General features: G+C 72.6%; 21 protein-coding genes and 1 riboswitch. Of the genes, 15 read left to right on the top strand and 6 right to left on the bottom strand.

Annotated features, from left to right (window positions below):
- Positions 1 to 4: 4 nt before the first annotated feature.
- Both BJ999_RS37185 and BJ999_RS37180 read left to right on the top strand, forming a co-directional pair.
- Positions 5 to 631, top strand: coding sequence for a GAP family protein (locus BJ999_RS37185; protein ID WP_179837581.1), 627 nt, complete (start codon positions 5 to 7; stop codon positions 629 to 631).
- Positions 632 to 809: 178 nt separating this feature from the next.
- Complete coding sequence (locus BJ999_RS37180; protein WP_179837580.1) at positions 810 to 986, top strand: hypothetical protein; 177 nt, start codon at positions 810 to 812, stop codon at positions 984 to 986.
- Positions 987 to 1,015: 29 nt separating this feature from the next.
- Here the strand turns inward: BJ999_RS37180 and BJ999_RS37175 are convergent, their stop codons facing one another.
- Positions 1,016 to 1,609: a GNAT family N-acetyltransferase gene (locus tag BJ999_RS37175; protein WP_179837579.1), complete on the bottom strand. Its 594-nt coding sequence runs from the start codon at positions 1,607 to 1,609 to the stop codon at positions 1,016 to 1,018.
- 128 nt (positions 1,610 to 1,737) lie between these two features.
- Positions 1,738 to 1,823, top strand: a riboswitch (ZMP/ZTP riboswitch).
- Positions 1,824 to 1,887: 64 nt separating this feature from the next.
- On the opposite strand from BJ999_RS37175, the gene BJ999_RS37170 reads away from it, so the two are divergent.
- Positions 1,888 to 2,748 carry a bifunctional methylenetetrahydrofolate dehydrogenase/methenyltetrahydrofolate cyclohydrolase gene (locus BJ999_RS37170; protein ID WP_179837578.1) on the top strand — a complete coding sequence of 287 codons (861 nt, stop codon included), beginning with the start codon at positions 1,888 to 1,890 and terminating at the stop codon, positions 2,746 to 2,748.
- Between the two features lie 184 nt (positions 2,749 to 2,932).
- Here the strand turns inward: BJ999_RS37170 and BJ999_RS37165 are convergent, their stop codons facing one another.
- Positions 2,933 to 3,664 carry an FHA domain-containing protein gene (locus BJ999_RS37165; RefSeq protein ID WP_179837577.1) on the bottom strand — a complete coding sequence of 244 codons (732 nt, stop codon included), beginning with the start codon at positions 3,662 to 3,664 and terminating at the stop codon, positions 2,933 to 2,935.
- A 295-nt stretch (positions 3,665 to 3,959) separates the two neighbouring features.
- Between BJ999_RS37165 and BJ999_RS37160 the strand changes: the two genes are divergently transcribed.
- The 5 genes from BJ999_RS37160 (at position 3,960) to BJ999_RS37140 (ending at position 11,626) form a co-directional block, all read left to right on the top strand.
- Entirely contained in the window at positions 3,960 to 4,400 is a 441-nt protein-coding gene (locus tag BJ999_RS37160) for a DUF3017 domain-containing protein (protein WP_179837576.1), read from the top strand.
- A 138-nt stretch (positions 4,401 to 4,538) separates the two neighbouring features.
- Complete coding sequence (locus tag BJ999_RS37155; protein ID WP_179837575.1) at positions 4,539 to 5,756, top strand: NADP-dependent isocitrate dehydrogenase; 1,218 nt, start codon at positions 4,539 to 4,541, stop codon at positions 5,754 to 5,756.
- 254 nt (positions 5,757 to 6,010) lie between these two features.
- Positions 6,011 to 7,000 (top strand): malate dehydrogenase, encoded by a 990-nt coding sequence (locus BJ999_RS37150; protein ID WP_179837574.1) that lies wholly within the window; start codon positions 6,011 to 6,013, stop codon positions 6,998 to 7,000.
- A gap of 209 nt (positions 7,001 to 7,209) precedes the next feature.
- Positions 7,210 to 8,985, top strand: a complete 1,776-nt coding sequence (locus BJ999_RS37145; protein WP_179837573.1) for an HSP90 family protein — start codon at positions 7,210 to 7,212, stop codon at positions 8,983 to 8,985.
- Positions 8,972 to 11,626 (top strand): hypothetical protein, encoded by a 2,655-nt coding sequence (locus tag BJ999_RS37140; protein ID WP_179837572.1) that lies wholly within the window; start codon positions 8,972 to 8,974, stop codon positions 11,624 to 11,626. The genes BJ999_RS37145 and BJ999_RS37140 overlap by 14 nt, the downstream gene beginning before the upstream one ends.
- Here the strand turns inward: BJ999_RS37140 and galK are convergent.
- Both galK and galE read right to left on the bottom strand, forming a co-directional pair.
- Positions 11,619 to 12,767: a galactokinase gene (gene galK / locus BJ999_RS37135; protein WP_179839074.1), complete on the bottom strand. Its 1,149-nt coding sequence runs from the start codon at positions 12,765 to 12,767 to the stop codon at positions 11,619 to 11,621. The genes BJ999_RS37140 and galK overlap by 8 nt on opposite strands.
- Entirely contained in the window at positions 12,764 to 13,717 is a 954-nt protein-coding gene (gene galE, locus BJ999_RS37130) for a UDP-glucose 4-epimerase GalE (RefSeq protein ID WP_179837571.1), read from the bottom strand. Before galE ends, galK begins: the two co-directional genes overlap by 4 nt.
- Before the next feature lie 99 nt (positions 13,718 to 13,816).
- On the opposite strand from galE, the gene BJ999_RS37125 reads away from it, so the two are divergent.
- From BJ999_RS37125 to BJ999_RS37110, 4 genes are all read left to right on the top strand, one after another.
- Positions 13,817 to 14,839 (top strand): hemolysin family protein, encoded by a 1,023-nt coding sequence (locus BJ999_RS37125; protein WP_229810497.1) that lies wholly within the window; start codon positions 13,817 to 13,819, stop codon positions 14,837 to 14,839.
- An 18-nt stretch (positions 14,840 to 14,857) separates the two neighbouring features.
- Positions 14,858 to 15,934: a tryptophan--tRNA ligase gene (gene trpS / locus BJ999_RS37120; protein ID WP_179839073.1), complete on the top strand. Its 1,077-nt coding sequence runs from the start codon at positions 14,858 to 14,860 to the stop codon at positions 15,932 to 15,934.
- Complete coding sequence (locus BJ999_RS37115; RefSeq protein WP_229810496.1) at positions 15,924 to 16,574, top strand: 2'-5' RNA ligase family protein; 651 nt, start codon at positions 15,924 to 15,926, stop codon at positions 16,572 to 16,574. The genes trpS and BJ999_RS37115 overlap by 11 nt, the downstream gene beginning before the upstream one ends.
- A gap of 93 nt (positions 16,575 to 16,667) precedes the next feature.
- Positions 16,668 to 17,849, top strand: coding sequence for a YihY/virulence factor BrkB family protein (locus tag BJ999_RS37110; RefSeq protein WP_179837569.1), 1,182 nt, complete (start codon positions 16,668 to 16,670; stop codon positions 17,847 to 17,849).
- 9 nt (positions 17,850 to 17,858) lie between these two features.
- On the opposite strand, the gene BJ999_RS37105 is transcribed toward BJ999_RS37110, so the two are convergent.
- Positions 17,859 to 18,311, bottom strand: coding sequence for a nuclear transport factor 2 family protein (locus BJ999_RS37105; protein ID WP_179837568.1), 453 nt, complete (start codon positions 18,309 to 18,311; stop codon positions 17,859 to 17,861).
- A gap of 119 nt (positions 18,312 to 18,430) precedes the next feature.
- A complete protein-coding gene (locus BJ999_RS37100; protein ID WP_229810495.1) occupies positions 18,431 to 19,705 on the bottom strand; it encodes a D-alanyl-D-alanine carboxypeptidase family protein in 1,275 nt (424 codons plus the stop codon).
- Between the two features lie 531 nt (positions 19,706 to 20,236).
- On the opposite strand from BJ999_RS37100, the gene BJ999_RS37095 reads away from it, so the two are divergent.
- The 3 genes from BJ999_RS37095 to BJ999_RS37085 all read left to right on the top strand — a co-directional run bounded on the left by BJ999_RS37095 (position 20,237) and on the right by BJ999_RS37085 (position 24,362).
- Positions 20,237 to 21,403 (top strand): glutamate--cysteine ligase, encoded by a 1,167-nt coding sequence (locus tag BJ999_RS37095; protein WP_179837567.1) that lies wholly within the window; start codon positions 20,237 to 20,239, stop codon positions 21,401 to 21,403.
- A gap of 370 nt (positions 21,404 to 21,773) precedes the next feature.
- On the top strand, positions 21,774 to 23,036 hold the full coding sequence (locus BJ999_RS37090) for a M20 family metallopeptidase (protein ID WP_179839070.1): 1,263 nt from the start codon (positions 21,774 to 21,776) through the stop codon (positions 23,034 to 23,036).
- 270 nt (positions 23,037 to 23,306) lie between these two features.
- Positions 23,307 to 24,362 carry a BMP family lipoprotein gene (locus tag BJ999_RS37085; protein WP_179837566.1) on the top strand — a complete coding sequence of 352 codons (1,056 nt, stop codon included), beginning with the start codon at positions 23,307 to 23,309 and terminating at the stop codon, positions 24,360 to 24,362.
- Positions 24,363 to 24,507: the final 145 nt, after the last annotated feature.

Below are 24,507 nucleotides of genomic sequence, written 5' to 3'. Positions count from 1 at the left end.
GGCCATGAGTCTTCAGGTGCTCCCGCTGGCCATCACGATGATGGCGGGACCCCAGATCATGTCCGCGATCATCCTGGTGACGACCCCGAGGCCGGTGCGGACCTCCCTGGCGTTCCTGGCCGGTGTGGCCATCTCGGCGACCGTGGGCGTCTCCGTCGCGCGGGGCATCTTCGCGCTGGTGGGCAGCAACGTGTCGATCGGCCAGGCGTCCGACGACAGCTCGGTGGGAAAGATCGTCCAGTACGTGCTGATCGCGCTGCTGCTGCTCGCCATCCTGCGCAACTACGTGAAACGCGCCACGATCGAGCCCCCCAAATGGCTCGGGTCGCTGATGAACGCCGGACCCGGCCGGGCGTTCAAGACCGGGCTGCTGCTGATCATTCTGATGCCCTCCGACATCATCGTGATGCTCACGGTGGGGGCCAACCTGGAGCAGCACCACGAGGGCGTGGCGGCGGCGGCCGTCTTCATCGGGGCCACCCTCCTGGTCGCGGCGCTGCCACTGCTGGGACTGCTGCTGTTCCACAAGCGCGCGGAACGCGCCATGCCCCGCGCGCGGACGTGGATGACGAACAACAGCTGGATGGTCAACATCCTCTGCTGCCTGATCTTCATCGCGATCATCCACTGACGGCGGACCGGCCCGGCGCCGCGCCCCTGCTTCCGCGGCCCGTCCTTCCGCGACCCGTGCTTTCGCAACCTGTTTCCCGCCGCGGGACCGCGCACCGCCGCCGGACGGGTACCCTCAGGCTGCCGCGCCCCCTGACCCTCCCTTGACCTCGGCGCGGGCGTTCCGTGGTGGAGGCGGGATGAATCTGCTGATGTCCCTCATGCTCGGCGTGGTCTACCAGGCCGACCTGCTGCTGATGGAGTCCCGGCAGGTGATCGGGCTGGTCGCCGCGTTCCTGGCCGCGGTGCTCGCCGCCCAGCTCGGCTGGCACGGCACCGACCGCCTCATCGGCTGGCGCCAGCGTTCCGAGGACTGAGCGCCCGGGGCCGGCCGTACCGGTACCGCTCAGCGCAGTCTCGCGCGCAGGGCGCGTTCGGCGGCGGGCCAGTCGTCGTCCGTCATCGCGTAGGCGGCGGTGTCGCGGATCGAACCGTCCGCGCGGATCCGGTGCTTGCGGTGGACGCCCTCGAACGACGCCCCGAGCCGCTCGATCGCCGCACGCGACCGCTCGTTGCGGGCGTGCGTGTGCCAGCCGACCCGGATCGCCCCGAGGTCGCCGAACGCGCGTCCCATGAGGAGCAGTTTCGCCTCGGTGTTGAGGCCCGTCCGGTGCCACCGCGCCCCGATCCAGGTGTGGCCGATGCACAGGCCGCGGTCGGACGGGGAGATCTCGTAGTACGACGTCGTCCCGGCGACCTCGCCGGTCGCCGCGTCGATCTGGACCCAGGGCACGCGCAGCCCGCGCTTGCAGGCCGCCAGCGCCTTGTCGACCTGCGCGCGCATGTCCCCGGCGCTCTCCGGCTGCCGCTGGCTCATCCACGTCCACAGGTCCGGGTCCTTGGACGCCTCGAACAGGCCGGCGGCGTGCTCGGCGGACAGCGGCTCCAACCGCACGTATCGCCCGGTCAGGACGGGTCGCTCGAACCATTCGTCGCTCATGGGGAGCACGTTAGGAGCCTCGGGACGGCATCCGGCAGAGCCACTTGACGCCCTTTTCCGCAAGCCACTCGTGCGGCCTCCTCCCGTGAGGCCGAGTCGCCGCCGTCTCCAGGCGGCCGGTTAGCATGGGGGGCCTACGCGACTGGCGCGGTCAAGGTGGATCACCACCGGGGAGCGAACGACAGTCCGGACACCGCGCGCCTGGGTGGACGGGACCCCTTCCGGCCGGGCTCTGGGCCCGGGGCCCGGTCCCGCCCGAGATCCACGCGGAGGAACGCATGACGGCACAGATTCTGGACGGCAAGGCCACGGCCGCCGAGATCCGCTCGAACCTCAAGGTCCGCGTCGAGGCGCTGCGCGACCGCGGCGTCTCCGTCGGGCTCGGCACCGTCCTCGTCGGCGACGACCCCGGCAGCCACTCGTACGTGAACATGAAGCACCGCGACTGCGCCGAGGTCGGCATCGAGAGCATCCGCCGCGACCTGCCCGCCACCGCCTCGCAGGACGAGGTGGAGCGCGCCGTCGCCGAGCTGAACGCCGACCCCGCCTGTACCGGCTACATCGTCCAGCTGCCGCTCCCGAAGGGCCTGGACGAGCAGCGCGTGCTGGAGCGCATCGACCCGGCCAAGGACGCCGACGGCCTGCACCCGGTCAACCTCGGCCGGCTCGTCCTGATGCAGCCCGGCCCGCTGCCGTGCACGCCGAAGGGCATCGTCGAGCTGCTGCGCCGCTTCGACGTCCCGCTGAGGGGCGCCGAGGTCACCGTCGTCGGCCGCGGCATCACCGTCGGCCGCTCCCTCGGCCTGCTGCTGACGCGCCGCACCGAGAACGCGACCGTCACCCTCTGCCACACCGCCACCCGCGACCTCGCCGAGCACACCCGCAGGGCCGACATCGTCGTGGCGGCCGCCGGGGTGCCCGGCCTCATCACCGCCGACATGGTCAAGCCCGGCGCGGCCGTCCTCGACGTGGGCGTGTCCCGCGTGGACGGCAAGCTCGCCGGGGACGTCGCCGCCGACGTCCGCGACGTCGCCGGCTGGGTCGCGCCCAACCCCGGCGGCGTCGGCCCGATGACCCGCGCCATGCTCCTCGCGAACGTCGTCGAGGCCGCCGAGCAGGCCGCCGAGCCGACCGCCTGATCAGGCGCCGTCCTCAGACAGGACCGCCCGGAGACGGGCGCGCTGCGGGGGCCGCCACCGGCACCGAGGTGGCGGCCCCCGCCCGCGTCGCCCTGGGCCGCGCCGTCACTTACGCGGCCGCATCGGGGGCTGAGCGATCGCCCTCTGGTTGCGCTGCCGGGGGAGGGCGACCGCAGGTCTCACATCAGCTGGCCCTCCGTCCCGCGGCCGTGCTGTGCGCCGGGCGGCCCGGGGCGTGAGCGTGACCGGTCGTGCCCGGCCGGCGCGTCTCGGTGGTGCCGCGCACCCCGGGGACGCGCCCGTCGACCGGCGGACGGCCCTGCTGGGGCACGTGCACCGGCGGCAGCGGGCGGACGAGGCCCATCGCGATGACCTCGTTGGCGAGCCGAGTGCGCCGGTTGGCGCCCTCGGGGATCCGGAACTTCTGATAGAGGCGCAGCAGGTGCTGCTTGACCGCGGCCTCCGTGACGACCAGCTCGCCGGCGATGTCGCGTGCCGTGGCCGGGGCCACGAACGCCTCGTCGGACAGGGCGGGCCGGCACAGCGAGGTCAGCACGTCGACCTCCCGGCGGGTGAGCTCGGGCGCGACGGCGCGCCGCAGTTCGACGTCCGGGTCGACCTCCTCACGGGGGATGCCCCCCAACCGGCAGCGCGCCGTGCCGAAGCTCACGACGTCACCGTCCTCCAGCACGCGACGGGCGATCGGCCGGCCGTTGACGCGCGTCCCGTTGCGGGACAGGCCCATGTCCACCACGTAGACGTACGGGCCACGACGGACGATCTCTGCGTGCAAACGGGACACACTCGGGTCGTCGAGGCGGATGTCCACTCCTCTCCCTCTCCCGACCGTCGTCACGTCGGGGCGCAGCGGCACCACCAGCCCGCTGTCCTCGATCCGCATGAACGGCCCCTCCACGGCAGTCCTCCCAGCTAGTTAGCGACCCCTGTCTGCCGGGTTACCCGGGTGCCATGCCGTCACACCCTCCTACTGGCGAGTAGGACCGATGGCGCAGGGGATTCCGGGCTCTCGGCCATCACCTTGGGCACATAGGTCCCATCCGCATTTCGGCGGCGGGTGACAAGCCGGACTCTTCCCCCGCGGCCCCCCTTGCGTCTCCGTCCCGACTCATTCGCGTCCCCTCGCGGCCCACTCCCGCCGGAGGGGGTGCGCGATGTCGTGCCGGGACCCGATTGCCTATACCGTGAGGGCCATGAGCACCCAGGTGCACCGGCGCAGGCGCAAGGCGCCGCGTCGGAGGAGCGCCGCCCCGCACTGGCTCGCGCGGCTGCCGTACCTCCTCGTGCTCAGCGGCGTCGGCGCGGGGCTCACGCTGTGCGCCTTCAACTACTTCCGCAAGGGCTCGGGCCTGATGGCCGCCGCGCTGCTCATCGGCGCGCTCGCCCGGCTGCTGCTGCCCGAGTCGCAGCTCGGCCCGCTCGCCGTCCGGAGCCGGTCGGTCGACTGCTGGACGCTCGTGATCCTCGGCGAGATGGTCGCGTTCGTGTCGCTGAGCGTCCCGCCGATGAACAAGACCGGGCTCGTCCTCGCCGGCGCGTTCGGCGTCCTGATCGCGCTCACGATGCTGGTGCGCGGTGTGCGGCTGCTCATCGCCGGGCGCTCGTCCCGGACGGTCGAAGAGCCGCCCGGCTAGCGCGTCGGCGCAGGTCGGGGCGGAGACGGTGGGCCGCGGGGCAAGGCCAGGTCTAGACCTCATGACCGCCTCGGCTAGCCTAGCCAGTTGAGCCTTACAAGGACTGCTGGCCAGGTGTAGGAAAGGGACAGCAACAGCATGCCCAAGATCAAAGTAGCGGGCCCGGTCGTCGAACTCGACGGCGACGAAATGACGCGGATCATCTGGAAATTCATCAAGGACCAGTTGATCCTGCCCTACCTCGATGTTGACCTGAAGTACTACGACCTCGGGATCGAGCACCGTGACGCCACGGACGACCAGGTCACCGTCGACGCCGCCAGGGCCATCCTGGAGCACGGCGTCGGCGTCAAGTGCGCGACCATCACCCCCGACGAGGCGCGCGTCGAGGAGTTCGGCCTGAAGAAGATGTGGCGGTCCCCGAACGGGACGATCCGCAACATCCTGGGCGGCGTGATCTTCCGTGAGCCGATCATCGCCTCCAACATCCCCCGCCTGGTCCCCGGTTGGACGAAGCCGATCATCATCGGCCGCCACGCCCACGGCGACCAGTACAAGGCCACCGACTTCGTCGTGCCGGGCCCGGGCAAGGTGACGATCACCTACACCCCCGACAACGGCGACGAGCCGATGGAGTTCGAGGTCGCCTCGTTCCCCGGTGGCGGCGTGGCCATGGGCATGTACAACTACGACGACTCGATCCGCGACTTCGCCCGGACGAGCATGCGGTACGCGCTGAGCCGCGAGATGCCGCTGTACATGTCCACGAAGAACACGATCCTCAAGGCCTACGACGGCCGGTTCAAGGACCTCTTCCAGGAGATCTACGAGTCCGAGTTCAAGTCGGACTTCGAGTCCAAGGGCCTCACCTACGAGCACCGGCTGATCGACGACATGGTCGCGGCGGCGCTGAAGTGGGAGGGCGGGTTCGTCTGGGCCGCCAAGAACTACGACGGCGACGTCCAGTCCGACACCCTCGCGCAGGGCTTCGGCTCCCTCGGCCTCATGACGTCCGTCCTCATGACCCCCGACGGCAAGACCGTCGAGGCCGAGGCCGCGCACGGCACGGTGACCCGGCACTACCGGCAGCACCAGCAGGGCAAGCCGACGTCGACCAACCCCATCGCGTCGATCTTCGCCTGGACGCGCGGGCTGGAGCACCGCGGCAAGCTCGACGGCCAGCCCGAGGTCGTCGACTTCGCCCGCAAGCTGGAGCAGGTCTGCATCGAGACCGTCGAGAGCGGTCAGATGACCAAGGACCTGGCCCTGCTCGTCGGCGCCCAGACGCCGTGGCTGACGACGCAGGACTTCCTGGAGGCGCTCGACACCAACCTCCAGAAGAAGATCAACGGCTAGTGCTCCCCGCGCACGCGGGGACAGAAGGCCGTCCCGGAATGTTCTGGGACGGCCTTCCGCCTGTTCGGGGCGGGTGGCATGCCGGGAGGCGCACCTGGGCGGTGGCGGGCGGGACGTGCGCGATAGCCTGGCACCGCAACTATCTCGACGGCGAGAGAACCCGCGCGACGCAGCGCAGGCGGGCGGCCTCTCGGGCGGTCGGGTTCCCAAGGATGGCCGCCTGAGCCCGTCAGGTCACAGCAGGAGAAGGACGCATGACTCGCACCCCAGTCACCGTTACCGTTACCGGCGCCGCAGGCCAGATCGGCTACGCGCTGCTGTTCCGCATCGCGTCCGGGCACCTCCTCGGCGCCGACGTGCCCGTACGCCTGCGCCTGCTGGAGATTCCGCAGGCGGTGAAGGCCGCCGAGGGCACCGCGATGGAACTGGACGACTGCGCGTTCCCGCTGCTGTCCGGCATCGACATCTTCGACGACGCCGGCCGGGCGTTCGAGGGGACGAACGTCGCGCTGCTGGTCGGCGCCCGCCCGCGCACGAAGGGCATGGAGCGCGGCGACCTGCTGGAGGCCAACGGCGGCATCTTCAAGCCGCAGGGCGAGGCGATCAACGCCGGTGCCGCCGACGACGTCAGGATCCTGGTGGTCGGCAACCCGGCGAACACCAACGCGCTGATCGCGCAGCAGCACGCGCCGGACGTCCCGGCCGAGCGGTTCACCGCGATGACGCGCCTGGACCACAACCGCGCCCTCGCGCAGCTGTCGAAGAAGGCGGGCGCCTCGGTGGCCGACATCCGGAAGATGACGATCTGGGGCAACCACTCCGCCACGCAGTACCCGGACGTGTTCCACGCCGAGATCGCCGGCCGGAACGCCGCCGAGACGGTGAACGACCAGGCCTGGCTGGAGAACGACTTCATCCCGACCGTCGCCAAGCGCGGCGCCGCGATCATCGAGGCGCGGGGCGCGTCGTCGGCGGCGTCGGCCGCGTCCGCCGCGATCGACCACGTGCACACCTGGGTGAACGGCACCGCCGACGGCGACTGGACGTCCATGGCGGTCGTGTCGGACGGCTCCTACGGCGTCCCCGAGGGCCTGATCTCCTCCTTCCCGGTCACCACCGGGAACGGCGAGTGGGAGATCGTCCAGGGCCTGGAGATCGACGACTTCTCCCGCGCCCGGATCGACGCGTCCGTCGCGGAGCTGTCGGAGGAGCGCGAGGCTGTCCGCAAGCTCGGCCTCATCTGAGCCCGCACCTGAGCGAGCCCCTGAGCGGGCGTGCGTTACGAGCCCCGGACCGCACCTGGTCCGGGGCTCGTCCGCGTCCCGGCCCGGGCGGGTCCGGGACCGCGGCGGAGCCGCTGCGGACAGAATGATCTGCGGACAAATATTCTGAAGGCGTCGGTATCGGTCGCTAGGGTGTGATCGCTCTAAAAGTGATCGGGGGAGGCGTGCCGGTGGCCGAACAGGCGTTCCAGGTGGACCTGCGGGGCGTGGTGGACCTGCTGAGCCGCCATCTCTACGCGAGCCCGCGCGTCTACCTGCGGGAGCTGCTGCAGAACGCGGTGGACGCGATCACGGCGCGCGGCGCCGGCGGCCGCGTCGAGATCGAGACGGGCGGCGGCGTCCTGCGCGTCCACGACGACGGCGTGGGCCTGACCGAGGACGAGGTGCACACGCTGCTGGCGACGATCGGGCGGTCGTCCAAGCGGGACGAGCTGGGCTTCGCGCGCCACGACTTCCTCGGCCAGTTCGGGATCGGGCTGCTGTCGGCGTTCCTCGTCGCGGACGAGATCGAGGTCGTGACGCGGTCCGCGCGGGGCGGCGGCGCCGTCCGGTGGACGGGACGCTCCGAGGGCAGCTACCGGGTCGAGCCCGGCGAGCGGGACGAGCCGGGCACGACGGTGACGCTGCGGGCGCGGCCGGGCGCGTCGGAGCTGCTGAGCCCCCCGGTCGTCGCCGAGCTGGCCGCCTCGTACGGGTCGCTCCTCCCGGTCGAGCTGGTCGTGGACGGCGTCGCCGTCACCGGCGACGGACCGCCGTGGCGGGCGTCCTACCGCGATCCCGCCGACCGCAGGCGGGCGCTGGAGCGGTACTGCGAGGAGGCCTGCGGGTTCACCCCGTTCGACGTCGTGGACCTCGACCTGCCGGAGGCCGGGCTGACGGGCGTCGCGTTCGTCCTGCCCGAGCCGGTTTCGCCGTCCGCGCGCGCCGCGCACCGCGTCTACCTGAAGCGGATGCTGTTGGCCGAGCACGTCGAGGGGCTCCTTCCCGACTGGGCGTTCTTCGCGCGCTGCGTCGTGGACGCGGGGGAACTGCGGCCCACCGCGAGCCGCGAGGCCCTGTACGAGGACGAGCTGCTCGAATCGACGCGGCACGGCCTCGGCGAGGTGCTGCGGCAATGGCTGGTGAAGCTCGCCGAGACCGACCCGGCGCGGCTGCGCGCGTTCCTCCGGCTGCACCAGCTCGGCGTCAAGGCGATGGCCCTGCACGACGACGACATGCTGCGGATCGTCGACCGGTGGCTGGAGTACGAGACGTCCTCCGGGCCGATGACCCTGCACGAGTTCCGCCGCCGCCACCCGGACGGCCGGTTCACCGCGGACGTGGACGAGTTCCGGCGGCTCGCGGCCGTCGCGGGCGCCCAGGGCGTGGGCCTGGTCAACGGCGGCTACGTCCACGACACCGAGATCATCGAGCGGCTGCCGGACCTGGACCCGGACATCCGGCTCGCGCGGCTGGACGCGGCCGAGCTGACCACGACGTTCGGCGTCCTCGACCCGGCGGCGGAGCTGGCGCTGCGGCCGTTCCTGGCGGCGGCGCAGCGGGCGGTGGAGCGGCTCGGCTGCGAGGTCGTCGTCCGCGACTTCGATCCCGCGTCGCTGCCCGCGCTCTACCTGACGAGCCGGGACGCGCAGTTCCGCGAGGAGCTGGCGCGTGCGCGGGAGGAGGCGGCCGAGCTGTGGGCGGACGTGCTCGGCGCGGTCGGCGCCACCACGAGCGCCGACCGTCCCCAGCTGGTGCTCAACTACCGCAACCCGCTGGCCCGGCGCGTCACCTCGCTCGGTGACGGCGGGCCGGTCGAGGCGGCCGTCCAGGCCCTGTACGGGCAGGCGCTGCTGCTCGGCCACCATCCGCTGCGGCCCGTCGACACGGCGGTCCTGAACCGTTCCTTCATCGGCCTGCTGGAGTGGGCCGTCCACTCCCCGGAGGGCCCTGATGACCACGGATGACGTCTACGCGCTGATGGCGCGGTCGCAGGAGCTGCCCTACGGGGAGGCCCGCACCGTCCTGATCGAGGACGCGCTGCGCCGCGCCGAGGCGGCCGGCGACGAGGTGCTGGCGTTCCACGTGCGGGTCAGGCTGACCGACGCCTACCGGTACGGCGGCGAGCCCGTGAAGGCGTTCGCGACGTTCAGCCGCACGCTGGCCGACCACGACCGCGACCCCGCCCGGTTCGACGAGACGCACAGCCTGCTGTGGCAGATGAAGGCGGTGGTCAGCTCCCTGACCTCGTTCCCGGAGATCCCGCTGGACCGGGCCTACGCCGTCCTGGACGACATGGAGCGGCGCTACAGGGCGGGCGGGCACAGCCTCCAGGCGGTGTACCACTACCGCAACGTGGTGGCGCGGCACATCGGCGACGGCTCGGCGCACGAGTGGTTCGTGAAGTGGCGCGCGGCCGAGCGGGACGAGCTGTCCGACTGCGAGGGCTGCGACCCGACCGGCATGGCCCGCCACCTGGTCGAGGCCGGACGGCACGAGGAGGCGTTCGAGATCGCCGCGCCGGTGCTGAGCGCGCAGCTGTCCTGCAACGAGCAGCCGCAGTCGATCCAGACGGCGCTGCTGCCGGTGTACCTGCGCATGGGCCGCCTTGAGGAGGCCGCCGGCGCGCACCGCCGCGCCTACCGGGTGCACCGGGCGCGCCTCGCCGATCTCGGCGACATCGCCGAGCACCTGGTGTTCTGCGCGGTCACGGGCAACGGGGCGCGCGGCCTGGAGATCTTGCAGCGGCATCTCGGCTGGCTCGACCGGGCCCCGAGCGCGCACGCCGACATGGAGTTCTCGGCCGCGGCGGCCTCGCTGCTGCGGATGGTCGAGGCGGCCGGTCACGGCGCGGCGACCCTCCGCCGCCCGGCGGCGGACGACCGCCCGGCGGCGGACGTGCCGCTGCCCGAGCTCCGCGCCGAACTGGCCGGACGCGCGACGGCGCTGGCGGCCCGGTTCGACGCCCGCAACGGCACGTCCCACCAGGGCGACCTGGTACGCGCCACGCTGGAGGCCGAGCCGGTCGTCGACTTCCTGCCGCTCGCCGCCCACCACCGCCGTCCGGCGCCCGCGCCCGCCCCGCGCGGGGACTCGGCCCCCGAAGACGATCTCGCGTCCGTGGACGATCTCGGCGAACTGCTCGACCTGGTGGAGCGGCGCCGCGGGGACGGCGACCTGCCCGGCATGCTGGCGGCCTTCCGGCGGTTCGACGCCGTCGCCGGGACCACCGAGCCGACGCCCCTCCAGAAGGCCCGCCGCCTGGACGGCCGGGGCGTCGAACTCGCCGTCGAGGGCGACGGCGAGGGCGCCGCGCGTTGCTGGGAGGAGGCGTCCCGGCTGTACGCGGAGCTGGGCGACGAGACGCGCCGGCACCGCGCGCTCGGCCGCCTCGGCGCGATGCGCGTCGACCTCGGCGACGAGGACGGCCTGGAGCAGGTGACCGCGTCCGCCGAGTACCTCACCGCGCATCCGGGGGAGGACGGCGACGCCACGGCCGCGCTGCTCCGCCTCGCCACCGCGCGGCTCGGGCTGGAGCAGCCGGCCGAGGCCCTCGCGGCGCTGGACCGGGTCGACCCGGACGACGCGCCCGACCGCGCCGGTGAGCTGTGGTTCCTCCAGGGGCGGGCGCTCCTGCTGACCGGCGACACGGACGGGGCGGCGGCGGCGCTGCGCCGTTCCGCCGACACGGCGCGCGCCTCCGGCGAGCCGGAGACGGTCGCCTCGCCCGGCCTGCTGCTCGCCCGCATCCTGTCCCGCCGCGAGACCGGCCCGGACGAGGAGGCGCTCGCCCTGCTCGACGAGGTGGTCGCCGTGCTGCCCCCGTCGCCGATGCGCGCGGCGGCGCACTGCGACCGCGGCCTGGCCCTCCTCGCGGCCGACCGGCCGGCCGACGCCGTCGCCGACCTCGCGGAGGCCATCGCGGCCTGGACGGCCGAGGGCATGCACGAGCAGGCCGTCCACCTCCGCGTGGACCTCGCCGCCGCGTACCTGGCCGCGGGCCGCCACCTGGAGGCCGCCGAGGCCGCCGAGGAGGCGCTGCCCGGTCTGGACGGCGACGCAGCCCGGCGCTGCCGCCTGGTCCTCGCGCACGCGCAGAAGGAGATGGGCGAGGAGGACGCCGCCGCGACGTTCGCCGACCTCGCCGAGGACGCCGCGCGGGACGGCCGGCACGACGCCGTCGCGCACTTCCTGGAGGAGGCCGGGGGCGTGCTGACCGCCCTCGACAGGGACGCCCTGGCCGCGGCCCGGTTCGCCGAGGCCGCCGAGGCCAACGAGAAGGCGGGCGACCCCTACGGGGTGGTCCGCACCCGCCGCCGCGCCGCGATGTGCCTGCTCTGGAGCGGCGACGCCGACGAGGCCGTCGCCGTCATGGACACGGCCCGTGCGGCCCTGGCCGGGCTCCCACCGGACAACGAGCCCGCCCGCGTCTGGGAGACCGCCCTCGTCTCCTACGACCAGGCCCGCATCCTCGCCCAGGCCGGCCGCCTCCCCGAGGCCGTCGCACACGCCTCGGCCGCCGCCGACGGCTTCACCACCCTGGACGAGACCGGCGCCGCCGAGGAGGCCACCCGCCTCCACGACGACCTGAGGTCAGCCCTCAACTGACGCGGTGGGCGCCCTCGGAGGGGGGCGCCTCCAGGAACTCGGGGGGCGTCCAGCCGCGCCTGGCGTAGGCGGCCGTGACCGCGTCCCGCACCTTCTGGGCGCGCGCGGCCGGGGCGAGGACGATGGCGGAGCCGCCGAAGCCGCCGCCCACCATGCGGCCGCCCCGGGCGCCCGCGCGCACGGCGGCGTCGACGGTGGCGTCGGCCTCGGGCCAGGAGACCTCGAACTGGTCGCGCAGGGACAGGTGCGAGGCGTTCAGCATGGCGCCGAGCTCGGGGAGGGCGCCGGCGCGCAGCAGCCCGACGGCGGCCTCGACGCGGTGGTTCTCGGTGACGACGTGCTGGACGCGGCGGCGCAGGACGGGGTCGCGCAGCGCTGCCAGGGCGGCGGCGAGGTCCTTGACGTCGCGCAGGGCGTCGACGCCGAGAAGGGACGCGGCCTCCTCGCACTCCGCGCGGCGGCGGCCGTAGTCGCCGCCCGTCAGCGCGTGCGAGGCCCGCGTGTCGACCACCAGCAGGACCATGCCCGAGGCCGCCGGGTCGAACGGGACCTGCGACGACAGTCCGCTGCGGCAGTCGAGCATCAGCGCGCGGCCGGGCGTGCACAGCAGGGACGCCGACTGGTCCATGAGGCCGCACGGCATGCCGACCTGCTCGTTCTCGGCGCGCTGCGCCAGCCGGGCCAGCGCGGGACGGTCGATCTCCACGCCGTGCAGGTCGCACAGCGCCAGCGCGGTCGCGCATTCCAGGGCGGCGGACGAGGAGAGGCCCGCGCCCTGCGGGAGGTCGGAGTCGATCAGCAGGGACGCGCCGCCCGTCCCGTGCTCGCGCAGCACGCGCGCGACGCCGACCGGGTACGCGGCCCACTCCTGGTCGGCGGGCCAGTGCTCGGAGGCGACCGTCCCGCCGTCCACGGGCGCGGTGACGGTGCCGGCGGCCTGCAGCGAGCGGACCTCCACCACGCCGTCGTCGCGGCGGGCGGCGGCGACCGAGACGCCGCGCGGGAGCGCGAACGGCAGGACGAAGCCGTCGTTGTAGTCGGTGTGCTCGCCGATCAGGTTGACCCGGCCCGGCGCGTGCCACACGCCCTGCGGGGCCCGCCCGAAAGCCTCGGCGAAGCTCTGGCCGAGCGCGCCGGTCATCGGGAGCGCAGGAAGGTCCACGCGTCGCCGACCATGGTGCGCAGATCGCGTTCGGGCTTCCAGCCGAGCCGCTCCTGGATCTTCTCCGAGGAGGCGACCAGCACGGCCGGATCGCCGGGGCGGCGCGGTGCCACCTCGGCGGGGATGTCGCGGCCGGTGACCTCGCGGCAGACCTCGACGACCTCGCGGACGGAGTTGCCGGTGCCGCTGCCCAGGTTGAAGATCTCGTGGCGGCCGGGCTCGCAGGCGTCCAGCGCGAGCAGGTGGGCGCGGCCGAGGTCGGTCACGTGGATGTAGTCGCGGACGCAGGTGCCGTCCGGCGTCGGGTAGTCGTCGCCGAACATCTTCACGGCGTCGCCGCCGCCCTGCGCGATCCTCAGCACGTTCGGAATCAGGTGGGTCTCGACCGTGTGCCGCTCGCCGAGGCGCCCGTAGGCGCCCGCCACGTTGAAGTACCGCAGCGACACCCCGCCGATGCCGTGCAGCCGCGCGTACTCGGTGAGGGCCGTGTCGATCGCCAGCTTGGACGCCCCGTAGGGGTTGGTCGGACGGGTCGGGTCGGTCTCCAGGATCGGCGTCGACTCCGGCTCGCCGTAGGTCGCGGCGGTCGAGGAGAACACGATCCGCGGCACGCCCGCGACGCGCATCGCCTCCAGCAGGGCGAGGGACTCGCCGAGGTTCTTGTCCCAGTACAGACCGGGCTTCTCGACGGACTCCCCGACGAGCGAGCGGGCCGCGAAGTGCAGCACGGCGTCGAACCCGGCGCCGCCGAGCACCTCCGGCGCCGCGTCGCGCAGGGTGCCGCGCACCAGACGCGCGCCCTCGGGCACCGCGTCCGCGTGCCCGGTGGACAGATCGTCCAGGACGACGACCTCGTGCCCCGCCTCCAGCAGCAGAGCGGAGACGACGCTGCCGACATAGCCGGCTCCTCCGGTGACGAGCAGCTTCACTGACGGACCTCCACGACGAGGGTCTGGGACGACGGGATGTGTCCAGGCTATGGGGTCCGCCCAGGCTATCCGGAACGCCGAACGGGGAAGGCTGAACCCATGGACCGGACGCCGTCCCAGCCGCCCGTGGGGCCCGCGGGAGCGCTCGCCCGCCCCCTGGTGTGGCTGCTGTCGAGCTCGACCCACCTCGTCGTGCGGCTGTCGGGCGGCGACCCGGGCGCGCTCCGCGAGGAGCTCACCGCGGAGCGGATGCGGGCGCTGGTCGCGCAGAACACGCAGCTCACCGCGGACGAGCGGACACTGATCGGGGAGGTGTTCGCGGCGGGGGAGCGGCCACTGCGCGAGGTCCTCGTCCCGCGCACCGAGGTGGAGTTCCTGGACGCCTCGCTCCCGCTGACCGCCGCCGCGCGGATCGCCGCGGGCAGCCCGCACTCGCGGTTCCCCGTCTGCCGCGACTCCCACGACGAGGTGATCGGCTTCGTGCACATCCGCGACCTGCTGGCGCCCGTCCTGCCGGACGGGTCCGCCCGGGATCTCCGGGGCGACGGCCCGGTGGGCGATCTGGTGCGTCCGGTGAAGTTCCTGCCGTCCTCCAAGCGGGTGCTGCCGGCGCTGTCGGAGATGCGCCGCGAGGGCTGCCACCTGGCGATCGTCATGGACGAGTACGGCGGTGTCGCCGGCATCGTCACGCTGGAGGACCTCCTGGAGGAGCTCATCGGCGACATCCGCGACGAATATGATGTTCAGGACGCGCAGGCACGGCGCCTGCACGGCGGGGTGGTCGAGGTCGACGGCCTGCTCAACCTGGACGACTTCGCCGCCGAGACCGGCATCCGGCTGCCGGCCGGGCCGTACGAGACGGTCGCCGGGCACATCATGGCGATGCTGCGCCGCGTGCCCGCGGAGGGCGACTCGGTGGAGGCCGGCGGACGCCGGCTCGCGGTGGCCCGGATGGAGGGCCGGCGGGTGGCCCGCGTGCGCGTCATGCCGCGAGCGTCGCCGCAGGCCGCACCGGCGCCGCCCGGCACGCCGTCCGCGACCCCGCGGGCGACGATCGGCGACGCCGCCGCCGGCTCCGGCACCCGGCAGGCCACCGGCGGCGAAGCCTCAAGTGACACCTGAGAGAATCGGTCCGTGCACATGCCCGAAGCGCCCAGCCCCGAAGCGTCCGCCGGAACGGCCGCGGCACCGCCGCGCGTGCTGTCCGGCATCCAGCCCACCGCCGACTCGTTCCACCTCGGCAACTATCTGGGGGCGCTCCGGCAGTGGGTCTCGATGCAGGACACCCATGACGCCTTCTACTGCGTGGTGGACCTGCACGCGATCACCGTCGAGCACGACCCCGCGCTGCTGCGCCGCCGGACCAAGGTCGCCGTCGCCCAGCTCCTCGCGATGGGCCTGGACCCCGAGCGCGCCACGGTGTTCGTGCAGAGCCACGTCCCCGAGCACGCCGAACTGGCCTGGGTGCTCGGCTGCCTCACCGGGTTCGGCGAGGCCCAGCGGATGACGCAGTTCAAGGACAAGTCGTCCAAGCAGGGCACCGGCGGGACGAGCGTCGGGCTGTTCACCTACCCGGTCCTGCAGGCCGCCGACATCCTGCTCTACTCGCCCGACCCCACCGCCGAGGGCGGCCGGGCGCTGCGCGTCCCCGTCGGCGAGGACCAGCGGCAGCACCTGGAGCTGACCCGCACCCTCGCGCAGCGGTTCAACCACCGGTTCGGCGACACGTTCGTCCTGCCGGACGCGCACATCCCCGAGGGCGCCGCGAAGATCACCGACCTGCAGGAGCCGGACGCCAAGATGAGCAAGTCGGCGTCCTCGCCGCAGGGGATCATCGACGTGCTGGAGGAGCCCGGCCCGATGCGCAAGAAGATCATGCGCGCGGTCACCGACACCGGCTCCGAGGTCGTCTACGACGAGGAGAAGAAGGCCGGCGTCACCAACCTCCTGCGGATCTTCTCCGCGCTGGAGGGCGTCTCCGTCCCCGACCTGGAGAGCCGCTACGCGGGCTCGGGGTACGGGCAGTTCAAGAAGGACCTCGCGCAGGTCGTCCTCGACACGTTCACGCCGATCAGGGAGCGCACCCTCAAGCTGCTGGACGACGAGGAGCGGCTCGACCGGGTGCTCGCGCTCGGCGCCGAGCGCGCCTCCAGGGTCGCCACCGCGACGATGGAGACCGTGCGCGAGCGGGTGGGATTCGTGGGACGTGGTCGCTGACGACCCCGCTCTCGACGCGGAGGGCCCCGGGAGGGCGCCCTCCGCCGCCGGGGGCGTGACCCCCGGCGGGGACGGCGGCGTGCGCACGATCGGCGTCGCCATCCCCATCCCCGACCCGTACGGAGCCTTCCTCCAGGCGCGGCGCGCCTCGTTCGGCGACCCGCTCGCGCACGCGATCCCGACGCACATCACGCTGCTGCCGCCGACCGAGATCCCCGAGTCCGAGATCGACGCCGTCGAGGATCATCTGCGCGACGTCGCGAGTACCGAGACCCCGTTCCCGATCAGGTTGCGAGGCAGCGGAACGTTCCGCCCGGTGTCGCCGGTCGTGTTCGTGGCACTCGCCGAAGGCATCGGTGGTTGTGAGCGGGTTCAGGCGAAGGTCCTGTCGGGTCCGCTCGCCCGGCCGCTGCCCTTCCCCTACCACCCGCACGTCACCATCGCCCACCACCTCCCCGAGAGCGTCATGGACCAGGCGTTCAAGGAGCTCTCCGGCTACAGCGCCGACTTCGAGGCGTGGGGCTTCTCCCTGTACGAGCACGGGCGGGACGGCGTGTGGCGCCCGCAGTGCGACTTCATCTTCGGGGACGGCGCCGTACCGTCCCCAGGCGGCGACCGCGGCGGGCCCGTGCCCGGCTGAGCCGTCCATGGTGAGCGGCGCCACAAGACGCTGCGTTGACCGTTCGATTACCGTCTGCGGCATCGAGTGGCCCGCGTTGGGTACGTTGCGTGCATGCGGCAGGTGATCGGCAGGGTCCGACGACGGAGCGAGTCCCTGTTCGGCGACGGGAAGGCCCTGCTGCGACGCTCCCGGGAAAGATCTCCGTGGTTCGACCACCAGGCGCGCGCGTTCGAGCGGTACCAGGAACGCCGCGGCGACCGGCTCGCGGCCGCCCTCACCAGCTACGCGTTCCTGTCGTTCTTCCCGCTGATGGCGCTCGCGTACGCGCTGATGGGCTATCTCGTCGGGGTCAGCGACGAGGCCCGCGCCTACTTCGTCCGGGCGATCAACTCGCAGCTGCCGGGCCTCGCGGGCCAGCTGGACGTCGAGCAGATCGCCCAGTCCAAGACCGCCGTCGGCGTCCTCGGGCTGGTCGCGCTGCTGTTCACCGGGATCGGCTGGGTGCAGGTGCTGCGCGAGTCCCTGCGCGACATCTGGGGCAACGAGCCGGGCGGCGGCGGCAACTTCTTCCTGAAGCGGCTCTGGGACGCGTCCGTGCTGGTGTTCCTCGGCCTGATCCTGGTCTGCGGCATGGCGGTCACGACGGTCACGACGTCCGCCACCCACACCGTCCTCGGCTGGCTCGGCCTGGAGGACGTCCCCGGCGCCGGGACCGGGCTGCGGCTGCTGTCCCTCGCCTGCGCCATCTTCTTCGACACCGTGGTCTTCCTGGTGCTGTTCACCCGGCTGTCCGGCACCCGGGCGCCCTGGCGCCGGATCATCCGGGGCGCGGTCTTCGGCGCGGTCGGTTTCGAGATCCTCAAGCAGATCGCGGCGTTCCTCGTCGGGCGGACGACGCAGAACCCCGTCTACGGCACGTTCGCCGTCCTGGTCGGACTGATGGTGTGGATCAACGTCGCGACCCGGTTCGCCCTGTTCGTCGCCGCCTGGACGGCCACGCGCCGCGTCGTCCTCACCGCCGACGCCGCCAACCCGGAGAACAGCGCCGACCGAGCGGAGGTCGAGGCACTCCAGGAACGCGCCGGCGAGAAGCCGGGCGAGCACGAGAAGCCGGGCGAGGACGAGAAGCCGGGCGAGGACGAGAACCCGTTACAGGACGAGCGCCCGGACCGCCGAGGTGAGCCGGGCCGCCACGAGAAACCGATCGAGGCCGGAAAGCCGGTGGAAGACGAGAAACCGGTCGAGACCGGGAAGCCGGCCCAGGCTCGGCAGCCGGCGGCAGGGACGGGATGAGAAGGCCGCTCAGGACCAGAAGGCGTCGTCGGCGTACTGGTCTTCGGCCAGGGTCCGGATCTCTGTGATCTTTCCGTCGCGGATGCGGAACAGGTCGACGGCGCGGCCGTCCAGGATCCGGCCGGGGCGCTCGGCGTAGGTCTGCACGAGGGCCGCGCCGTGCTCGTCGTTGGCCATGACGGAGTAGGGCTCGGTATGGAACGTCCCGCCGGACAGCTCGAACAGCCGGACGTAGAAGCCCAGGACCTCCTCGGGCGTCCGGTACTCGCCGCAGATGGGCCCGCGCCCGGGGACGCGGTGCACGACGTCGTCGGCGAGCAGTCCGCGGATGTGGTCCACGTCGCCCTTGGCGAAGGCCGTGTAGCCCTCCTTCAGGAGCGTCACGTTCGGATGCTCGTACGTCGCCGGCGGTTCCGGTGCGAGGGAGGGGGCGCCGGGCATGGGGACATACAAGTCGGACATGGCGAATTTCCTCCCCGCGGCGCCGTCCCCCGGCGGTGACGCGATCACCGGCGCCACCGCGAGCGTAAGCCCGCCGGTCGCGGGGGTGCCAGGCCCGTGGGAAGGGGTGGGAGAAAGCTTTACCGGTCGCCGCGGAAGCGGGCCGCCTCCAGGCGCCGCCTGCGGCGCAGCACCACGAACAGCACCGCGATCGCGAGCAGGGCGCCCACCGTGCCGCCGCCGACGAGCAGCCACATGCGGGACGAGTCGTCGGAGGCGAGCGGCGCGTCGGGCAGCACGCCCGAGCCGCCGTTCTTGCGCGTCTGCTCGATGTCGCCGGGCGGGACGAGCGCGCCCACCGGCTGGACCTTGCCGCGGGCGGCGAAGCCCCAGTTCAGCAGCTTGGTCGCGTAGGCCGACGGCGGCATGTCGGCCCGCATCAGCGAGATCACGATCGTGTGCCCGCCGCGGCGCGCCTGGGCGACGAAGGTCTGCTCGGCGGCGATCGTGTAGCCGTTCTTGCCGCCGAGCATCCCGGGGTAGGCCAGCCGCTCGCCCGGAAGCATGTGGTTGTGCGTGTGGATCGGATACCCGCCGACCTTCTTGCCCTTCTTGCGCTCCTTCTTGGTCGGGGGCGCCGGGAACTGGAAGTCGATCGCCTGCATGTAGGCGCGGTACTCGGGGTTCTTCATGCCCTCGCGCAGGATGAGCGCGAGGTCGTAGGCCGAGGTGTGCTGCGTCCGGACGTTCAGCCCGAGGTCCTTGTCCAGCCCGTTGGGGGACCCGGCGAGCGTGTCGCGCGCGTTGATCCGCCTGGCCTCGGCGTTCATGTCGGCGAGGGTCCTGCGCATCCCGCCGTCGGCCTCGGCCAGCGTCACCGCCGCGTCGTTGGCCGACATCATCAGCAGCGCGTGGAACAGGTCGGAGACCTTGTACTGCATCTTCGGGGTCAGCCCGACCTTGGTGCCCTCGGTGTCGCACGCCTTCTGGGACGGCCGGACGAGCCGGTTCGGGTCCAGCTTCGGGACGAGCGTCAGCGCGGTGAGGGTCTTGAGGGTGCTGGCGGGCAGGTAGTGCCCGTGCGGGTCCTTGGCGGCCAGGACCTGGCCGGTGTCGGCGTCCGCGATCAGGTACGAGGCCGCCTTGATCTTCGGCGGGGCCGGGACGCCCGGGGCGGTGCCCGCGACGACGCCGTGGCTCGCGAGCCGGGGCCCGCCCACGGTCTGCGCGGACGGCGACGCGGCGGGCGACGCCTCGGCGCGCGCTCCCGCGCCCGGGGGACCTCCGGCGCGGGCCGCGCCGGCCGGGGCGGCGGCGAAGGCGGGGGCCGCCGCCAGCGAGGCGGCCGTGACCGGCACGGTGATCAACGTCAGGGCGCGGCGGACGCCGGCCGGCCCTCGTCGCTGTCCTGGCAAGCTCCCGACGCTCCTCAATCCCATGGGAGCGCGGTCGCTCCCGGCGCGCAGGCGCCCAATGCCCATGACTCCCCCCGAAGACTAGGCGACCTATCCGGCGAAGAGGTACCCGATCGCGAATCCGGCAAGCGCGGGACGGAGGCGACGGACGCGACAGAGGCGACGGACGTGACAGAGGGCGCAGCGGTCATATCACGGTACGTATGGGGCGGGGCCGATCGGTTACCATCCGTCATGGACGGGATTTTGAGACGGGCTGACGGTATTTTGGGACGGACTGACTAGTTCGATCTAGTGGTGCGCAGGCCGAGATCGATGACCGAAAAGTAGGGCGTCCGCCCCCCATCCGACGGCTCGCATGAGTCAATTGATCCGCAAAGGGCATGGACGCCCGGCAGGGGGCGGGCACGGACGCCATCATGGAACGAACACGTGACCTGGACCGGCGCTTGTCCAGGCTTAGGGACCCGCTGGCTGAATTGCGCCACGTGCCACGCAACGACCTGCAAGGATTGTGGACGGAGGTTGGCCGTGGCCATTGACTTCAACGCATCGCACGGGTCGACGCTGGGCGTCGAGTGGGAGATCCAGCTCGTCGATGCGGAGACCAGGCACCTGCGGCAGGACGCGCGCGAGGTGCTCGCCGCGCTGCCTTGGCTCAGCGAGGACGGCGACAACCCCCGCGTCCGGCACGAACTGATGGAGTCCACCATCGAGGTGGTGACCGGGATCAGCGACACCGTGGGTGAGGCCAAGGCCGACCTGTCCGGCACCCTGACCGCCCTGCGCACCGCCGCCGCCGACCGCGGCCTCGCCCTGGCCTGCACGGGCACCCACCCGATCAGCGACTGGCGCGAGGCGGTGATGGCGCCCATGGGGCGCTACGCCCAGCTGATCGAGGAGATGCAGTGGCTGGCCCGGCGCATCCAGACGTTCGGCGTTCACGTCCACGTCGGCATCTCCGACGGCGCCAAGGCGATCCCGATCGTCAACGCGCTCTCGTCCTACCTTCCGCACTTCCTCGCGCTCACCGCGTCCAGCCCGTTCTGGAGCGGCAGCGACACCGGCCTCGCGTCCTGCCGGGCGGTCGTGTTCGGCCAGATGCCCACGGCCGGGCCGCCCCACTTGCTAGACGACTGGGCGGCCTTCGAGGATTACATGGACACGCTGATGCGTTCCGGAACCATAAGGAGCATCAAGGAGGTCTGGTGGGACATCCGGCCGCATCCTGACTTCGGCACCGTCGAGATCAGGATGTTCGACGGGATTCCCACGCTGCGTGAGGTGGGGATGGCCGCCGCTCTGTGCCAGAGCCTCGTCACGCTGTTCGAGCAGCAGATGGACCGCGGGTACACACTGCCGCGGCCGGCCGCCTGGGTGGTGCGCGACAACAAGTGGCGCGCCACCAGATACGGGCTCGACGCCATCGTGATCACCGATGACACGGGGAACACCGCTCCGCTCCGCGACGACCTGTACGAGCTGATCAGGGAGCTGGAGCCGGTCGCCGACCGGCTCGGCTGCGCCGAGGAGCTCAAGGTCGCCGGCGAGGTGCTGGAACACGGCGCCCCGTACGAGCGCCAGCGCGCGATCCGCGCCGGCGGCGGGACGCTGGAGAACATCGTCGACGCGGCGATCGCCGAGCTCGCGGAGGACAGGTTCGTCACACTGGGGGAGGTCGCACATGCCGGAGCCTGAGCAACCGGACCGCACCGGGAACCCCGCGAACGCCGAGCCCGCGAGCACCGAGCCCGCGAGCAGACCCGAGAACCACACCGCTTCCACCAACGAGAACATCACCCGGCGGGCGCCGTTCGGCCCCGCCATCGCGCAGGGGGCGCACATGACACATTCGGGACCCGGGGTGATGCCCGGCCTTGAACCACCCGCCGCCCCGGGACATGAAGGTCCCGAGGGCCGGGAGGACCGCGGCGCCGTCCCCGGCGCCGCCGGAGCGAACGCCGTGCCGCCCGGCGGGCCCGCACCGCGCGACGCCGAGGGCGCCGTGCAGCGGCGGGACGCCTCCGCCGCGGCCGCCGGCGTCCCCGCGGCGACCGGCGCCCACGTGGTGTCCGGCGTCCCGGCGGTGCTCGGCGGCGCCGTGCTGCAGCCGCAGCTCGACGCGTTCCTCGCCGGGCACGAGGCCGAGCTGATCGAGTTCCGCCGCGACCTGCACATGCACCCCGAGCTCGGCTACGCCGAGCACCGCACGACCCGCAGGCTCGCCGAGCGGCTCCGCGCGGCCGGCCTGGAGCCGGTGATCCTGCCGAAGGGCACCGGGCTGTTCTGCGACATCGGCCCCGCCGACGGCACGACCGTGGCGCTGCGGGCCGACATCGACGCGCTCCCGCTCCAGGACGAGAAGGAGGGCGTCGCCTACCGGTCGACCGTCCCCGGCGTCGCGCACGCGTGCGGCCACGACGTGCACACCACGATGGTGCTGGGCGCGGGCCTGTTCCTGGCCCAGCAGGCGGAGGCGGGGCTGCTGCCCGGCCGTGTCCGGCTGCTGTTCCAGCCCGCCGAGGAGACGCCGGGCGGCGCGCTGGACGTGATGGCCGCCGGCGGCATCGCGGGCGTCGACCGCGCGTTCGCGCTGCACTGCGACCCCCGCATCGAGGTCGGCCAGCTCGGGCTGCGCACCGGCCCGATCACCGCGGCCTGCGACAAGGTCTACGTGAAGGTCACCGGGCCCGGCGGGCACACCGCCCGGCCGCACCTGACCGCCGACCTGGTCTACGCGCTCGCCAAGATCGTCACTGAGCTGCCGTCCGCGCTGTCGCGGCGTGTCGACCCGCGTTCCAGCCTGTCGCTGGTGTGGGGGCGCGTCTCGGCCGGGTCCGTCGCCAACGCCATCCCCGACGACGGGATCGCCGAGGGCACCGTCCGCTGCCTGGACGACGAGGCGTGGCACCGGGCGCCGGAGATGATGAAGGCGCTGCTGCAGTCGGTCGCCGCCGCCTACGACGTGGAGGCGTCGCTGGACTACGTCCGGGGCGTCCCGCCGACCGTGAACGAGGCGGCCAGCGTGCAGATGTTCCGCGACGCCGCCGCCCAGGTCATGGACGAGGACGGCGTCGTGCCGACCCCGCAGAGCCTCGGCGGCGAGGACTTCGGCTGGTACCTGGAGTCGATCCCCGGCGCTCTCGCCCGGCTCGGCGTCCGCACCCCCGGCTCGCCCGGCGAGTACGACCTCCACCGCGGCGACTTCGACGTCGACGAGCGGTGCATCGCCGTCGGCATGAAGGTGCTGAGCGCCACCGCGCTGACCGCGCTGTGGGACGGCGGCCGTCCCGGCGACGCCGAGTCGATCGAGGGGGTCGCGCTGGCCTAGCCCCCCGTCGGCCGGGTTTGATCACCAGGGGTGATCACCCGGCCTGTCGCTCTCCCTCCTCTCGGACGCCCGCGCACGAGGGCTTCGCGTGCCGGTCAGCGCCGTCCATGGCGGCGCTGACCTGTGGCGATATGCGTACGCATTGGTAACGGACCTGTTGCGAAACCGTGCAAGCGGGAAGTTTGCCCGCATTCGCGAGGTAGCGTCCCAACGATTTCGGTGACCGGATCGGTCACCGGACCGTGGGTGGGGAACGGAAGGAGCGCTACCTTGCGCCGTGGACTGAAGATAACGCTCGTCACCGTGACGGGTGCGGCGCTGACGCTCAGCGCTTCCGCGTGCGGTGGCAAGAAGGCCGACAGCGGTGACGGCGACGACGGCAAGAAGACCCTCAAGATCGGTCTGGCCTTCGACATCGGCGGCCGCGGTGACCAGTCCTTCAACGACTCGGCCGCCGCGGGCCTCGACAAGGCCAAGAAGGACCTGGACGTCAAGACCGAGGAGATCTCCGCCAAGCCGGACGAGCCGGACTCCGACAAGGAGTCGCGCCTGCGGCTGCTGGCCAACAAGGGCTACAACCCGGTCATCGGCGTCGGCTTCGCCTACACGGCCTCGATCAACAAGGTCGCCAAGGACTTCCCGAACACCAAGTTCCTCGTCGTCGACGCCGACCAGTGCAAGGTCGAGGGCGCGAACGTCAGCGGCGCCTGCTTCTCCGAGGAGCAGGGGTCCTACCTGGTCGGCGCCGCGGCCGCGCTGAAGTCCAAGACCGGCACGATCGGGTTCATCGGCGGCGTCAACGTCCCGCTGATCAACAAGTTCTTCGCCGGGTACCAGGCGGGCGCGAAGAAGGCCAAGCCGGGCATCAAGGTGCTGCCCGCCAAGTACCTCACGCAGCCTCCGAACTTCAACGGCTTCAAGGACGCCGGCCTCGGCAACGAGGCGGCCAAGGGCCAGCTCGACGAGAACGCCGACGTGATCTACCACGCGGCGGGCGGCGCGGGCATCGGCGTCATCAAGACGGTCGGCGCGGCCAAGAAGTGGGCGATCGGCGTCGACTCCGACCAGTACAACCAGCCCGCGGTCGCCGGGGTGAAGGCCCAGATCCTGACGTCGATGGAGAAGCACGTGGACGTCGCGGTCTACGACTTCGTCGAGAGCGTCGCCAAGGGCACCTTCAAGGCCGGCACCACGCAGTACAACCTGAGCAACGACGGCATCGGCTACGCCACCTCCGGCGGCAACGTCGACGACATCAAGGCCAAGCTGGACGAACTGAAGGCCGACATCGTCAGCGGCAAGATCACCGTTCCGACCAAGGCCTGACATCGCGGCCGGGGCACGGGAGCCCGCTCCCGTGCGGCGACGTGCCGGCCGGTTCCGCCGGCCGCAAGCGCCGCACCGGGGCGCCACCGCGAGGTGGCGCCCCGGTGCGGCGGCACGTTTCCCGGTCCAGTCCTCTCTCGTTCTA

The sequence above is a fragment of the Actinomadura citrea genome (assembly GCF_013409045.1).
Classification (GTDB): Bacteria; Actinomycetota; Actinomycetes; order Streptosporangiales; family Streptosporangiaceae; genus Spirillospora; species Spirillospora citrea.
This window is presented reverse-complemented; position numbering and strand designations above follow the sequence as displayed.

Coding starts and splice junctions, on each gene's coding strand:
- BJ999_RS37185 (WP_179837581.1), top strand. CDS start 5: ATGAGTCTTCAGGTGCTCCCGCTGGCCATCACGATGATGGCGGGACCC.
- BJ999_RS37180 (WP_179837580.1), top strand. CDS start 810: ATGAATCTGCTGATGTCCCTCATGCTCGGCGTGGTCTACCAGGCCGAC.
- BJ999_RS37175 (WP_179837579.1), bottom strand. CDS start 1,609: ATGAGCGACGAATGGTTCGAGCGACCCGTCCTGACCGGGCGATACGTG.
- BJ999_RS37170 (WP_179837578.1), top strand. CDS start 1,888: ATGACGGCACAGATTCTGGACGGCAAGGCCACGGCCGCCGAGATCCGC.
- BJ999_RS37160 (WP_179837576.1), top strand. CDS start 3,960: ATGAGCACCCAGGTGCACCGGCGCAGGCGCAAGGCGCCGCGTCGGAGG.
- BJ999_RS37155 (WP_179837575.1), top strand. CDS start 4,539: ATGCCCAAGATCAAAGTAGCGGGCCCGGTCGTCGAACTCGACGGCGAC.
- BJ999_RS37150 (WP_179837574.1), top strand. CDS start 6,011: ATGACTCGCACCCCAGTCACCGTTACCGTTACCGGCGCCGCAGGCCAG.
- BJ999_RS37140 (WP_179837572.1), top strand. CDS start 8,972: ATGACCACGGATGACGTCTACGCGCTGATGGCGCGGTCGCAGGAGCTG.
- galK (WP_179839074.1), bottom strand. CDS start 12,767: ATGACCGGCGCGCTCGGCCAGAGCTTCGCCGAGGCTTTCGGGCGGGCC.
- BJ999_RS37125 (WP_229810497.1), top strand. CDS start 13,817: ATGGACCGGACGCCGTCCCAGCCGCCCGTGGGGCCCGCGGGAGCGCTC.
- trpS (WP_179839073.1), top strand. CDS start 14,858: ATGCCCGAAGCGCCCAGCCCCGAAGCGTCCGCCGGAACGGCCGCGGCA.
- BJ999_RS37110 (WP_179837569.1), top strand. CDS start 16,668: ATGCGGCAGGTGATCGGCAGGGTCCGACGACGGAGCGAGTCCCTGTTC.
- BJ999_RS37105 (WP_179837568.1), bottom strand. CDS start 18,311: ATGTCCGACTTGTATGTCCCCATGCCCGGCGCCCCCTCCCTCGCACCG.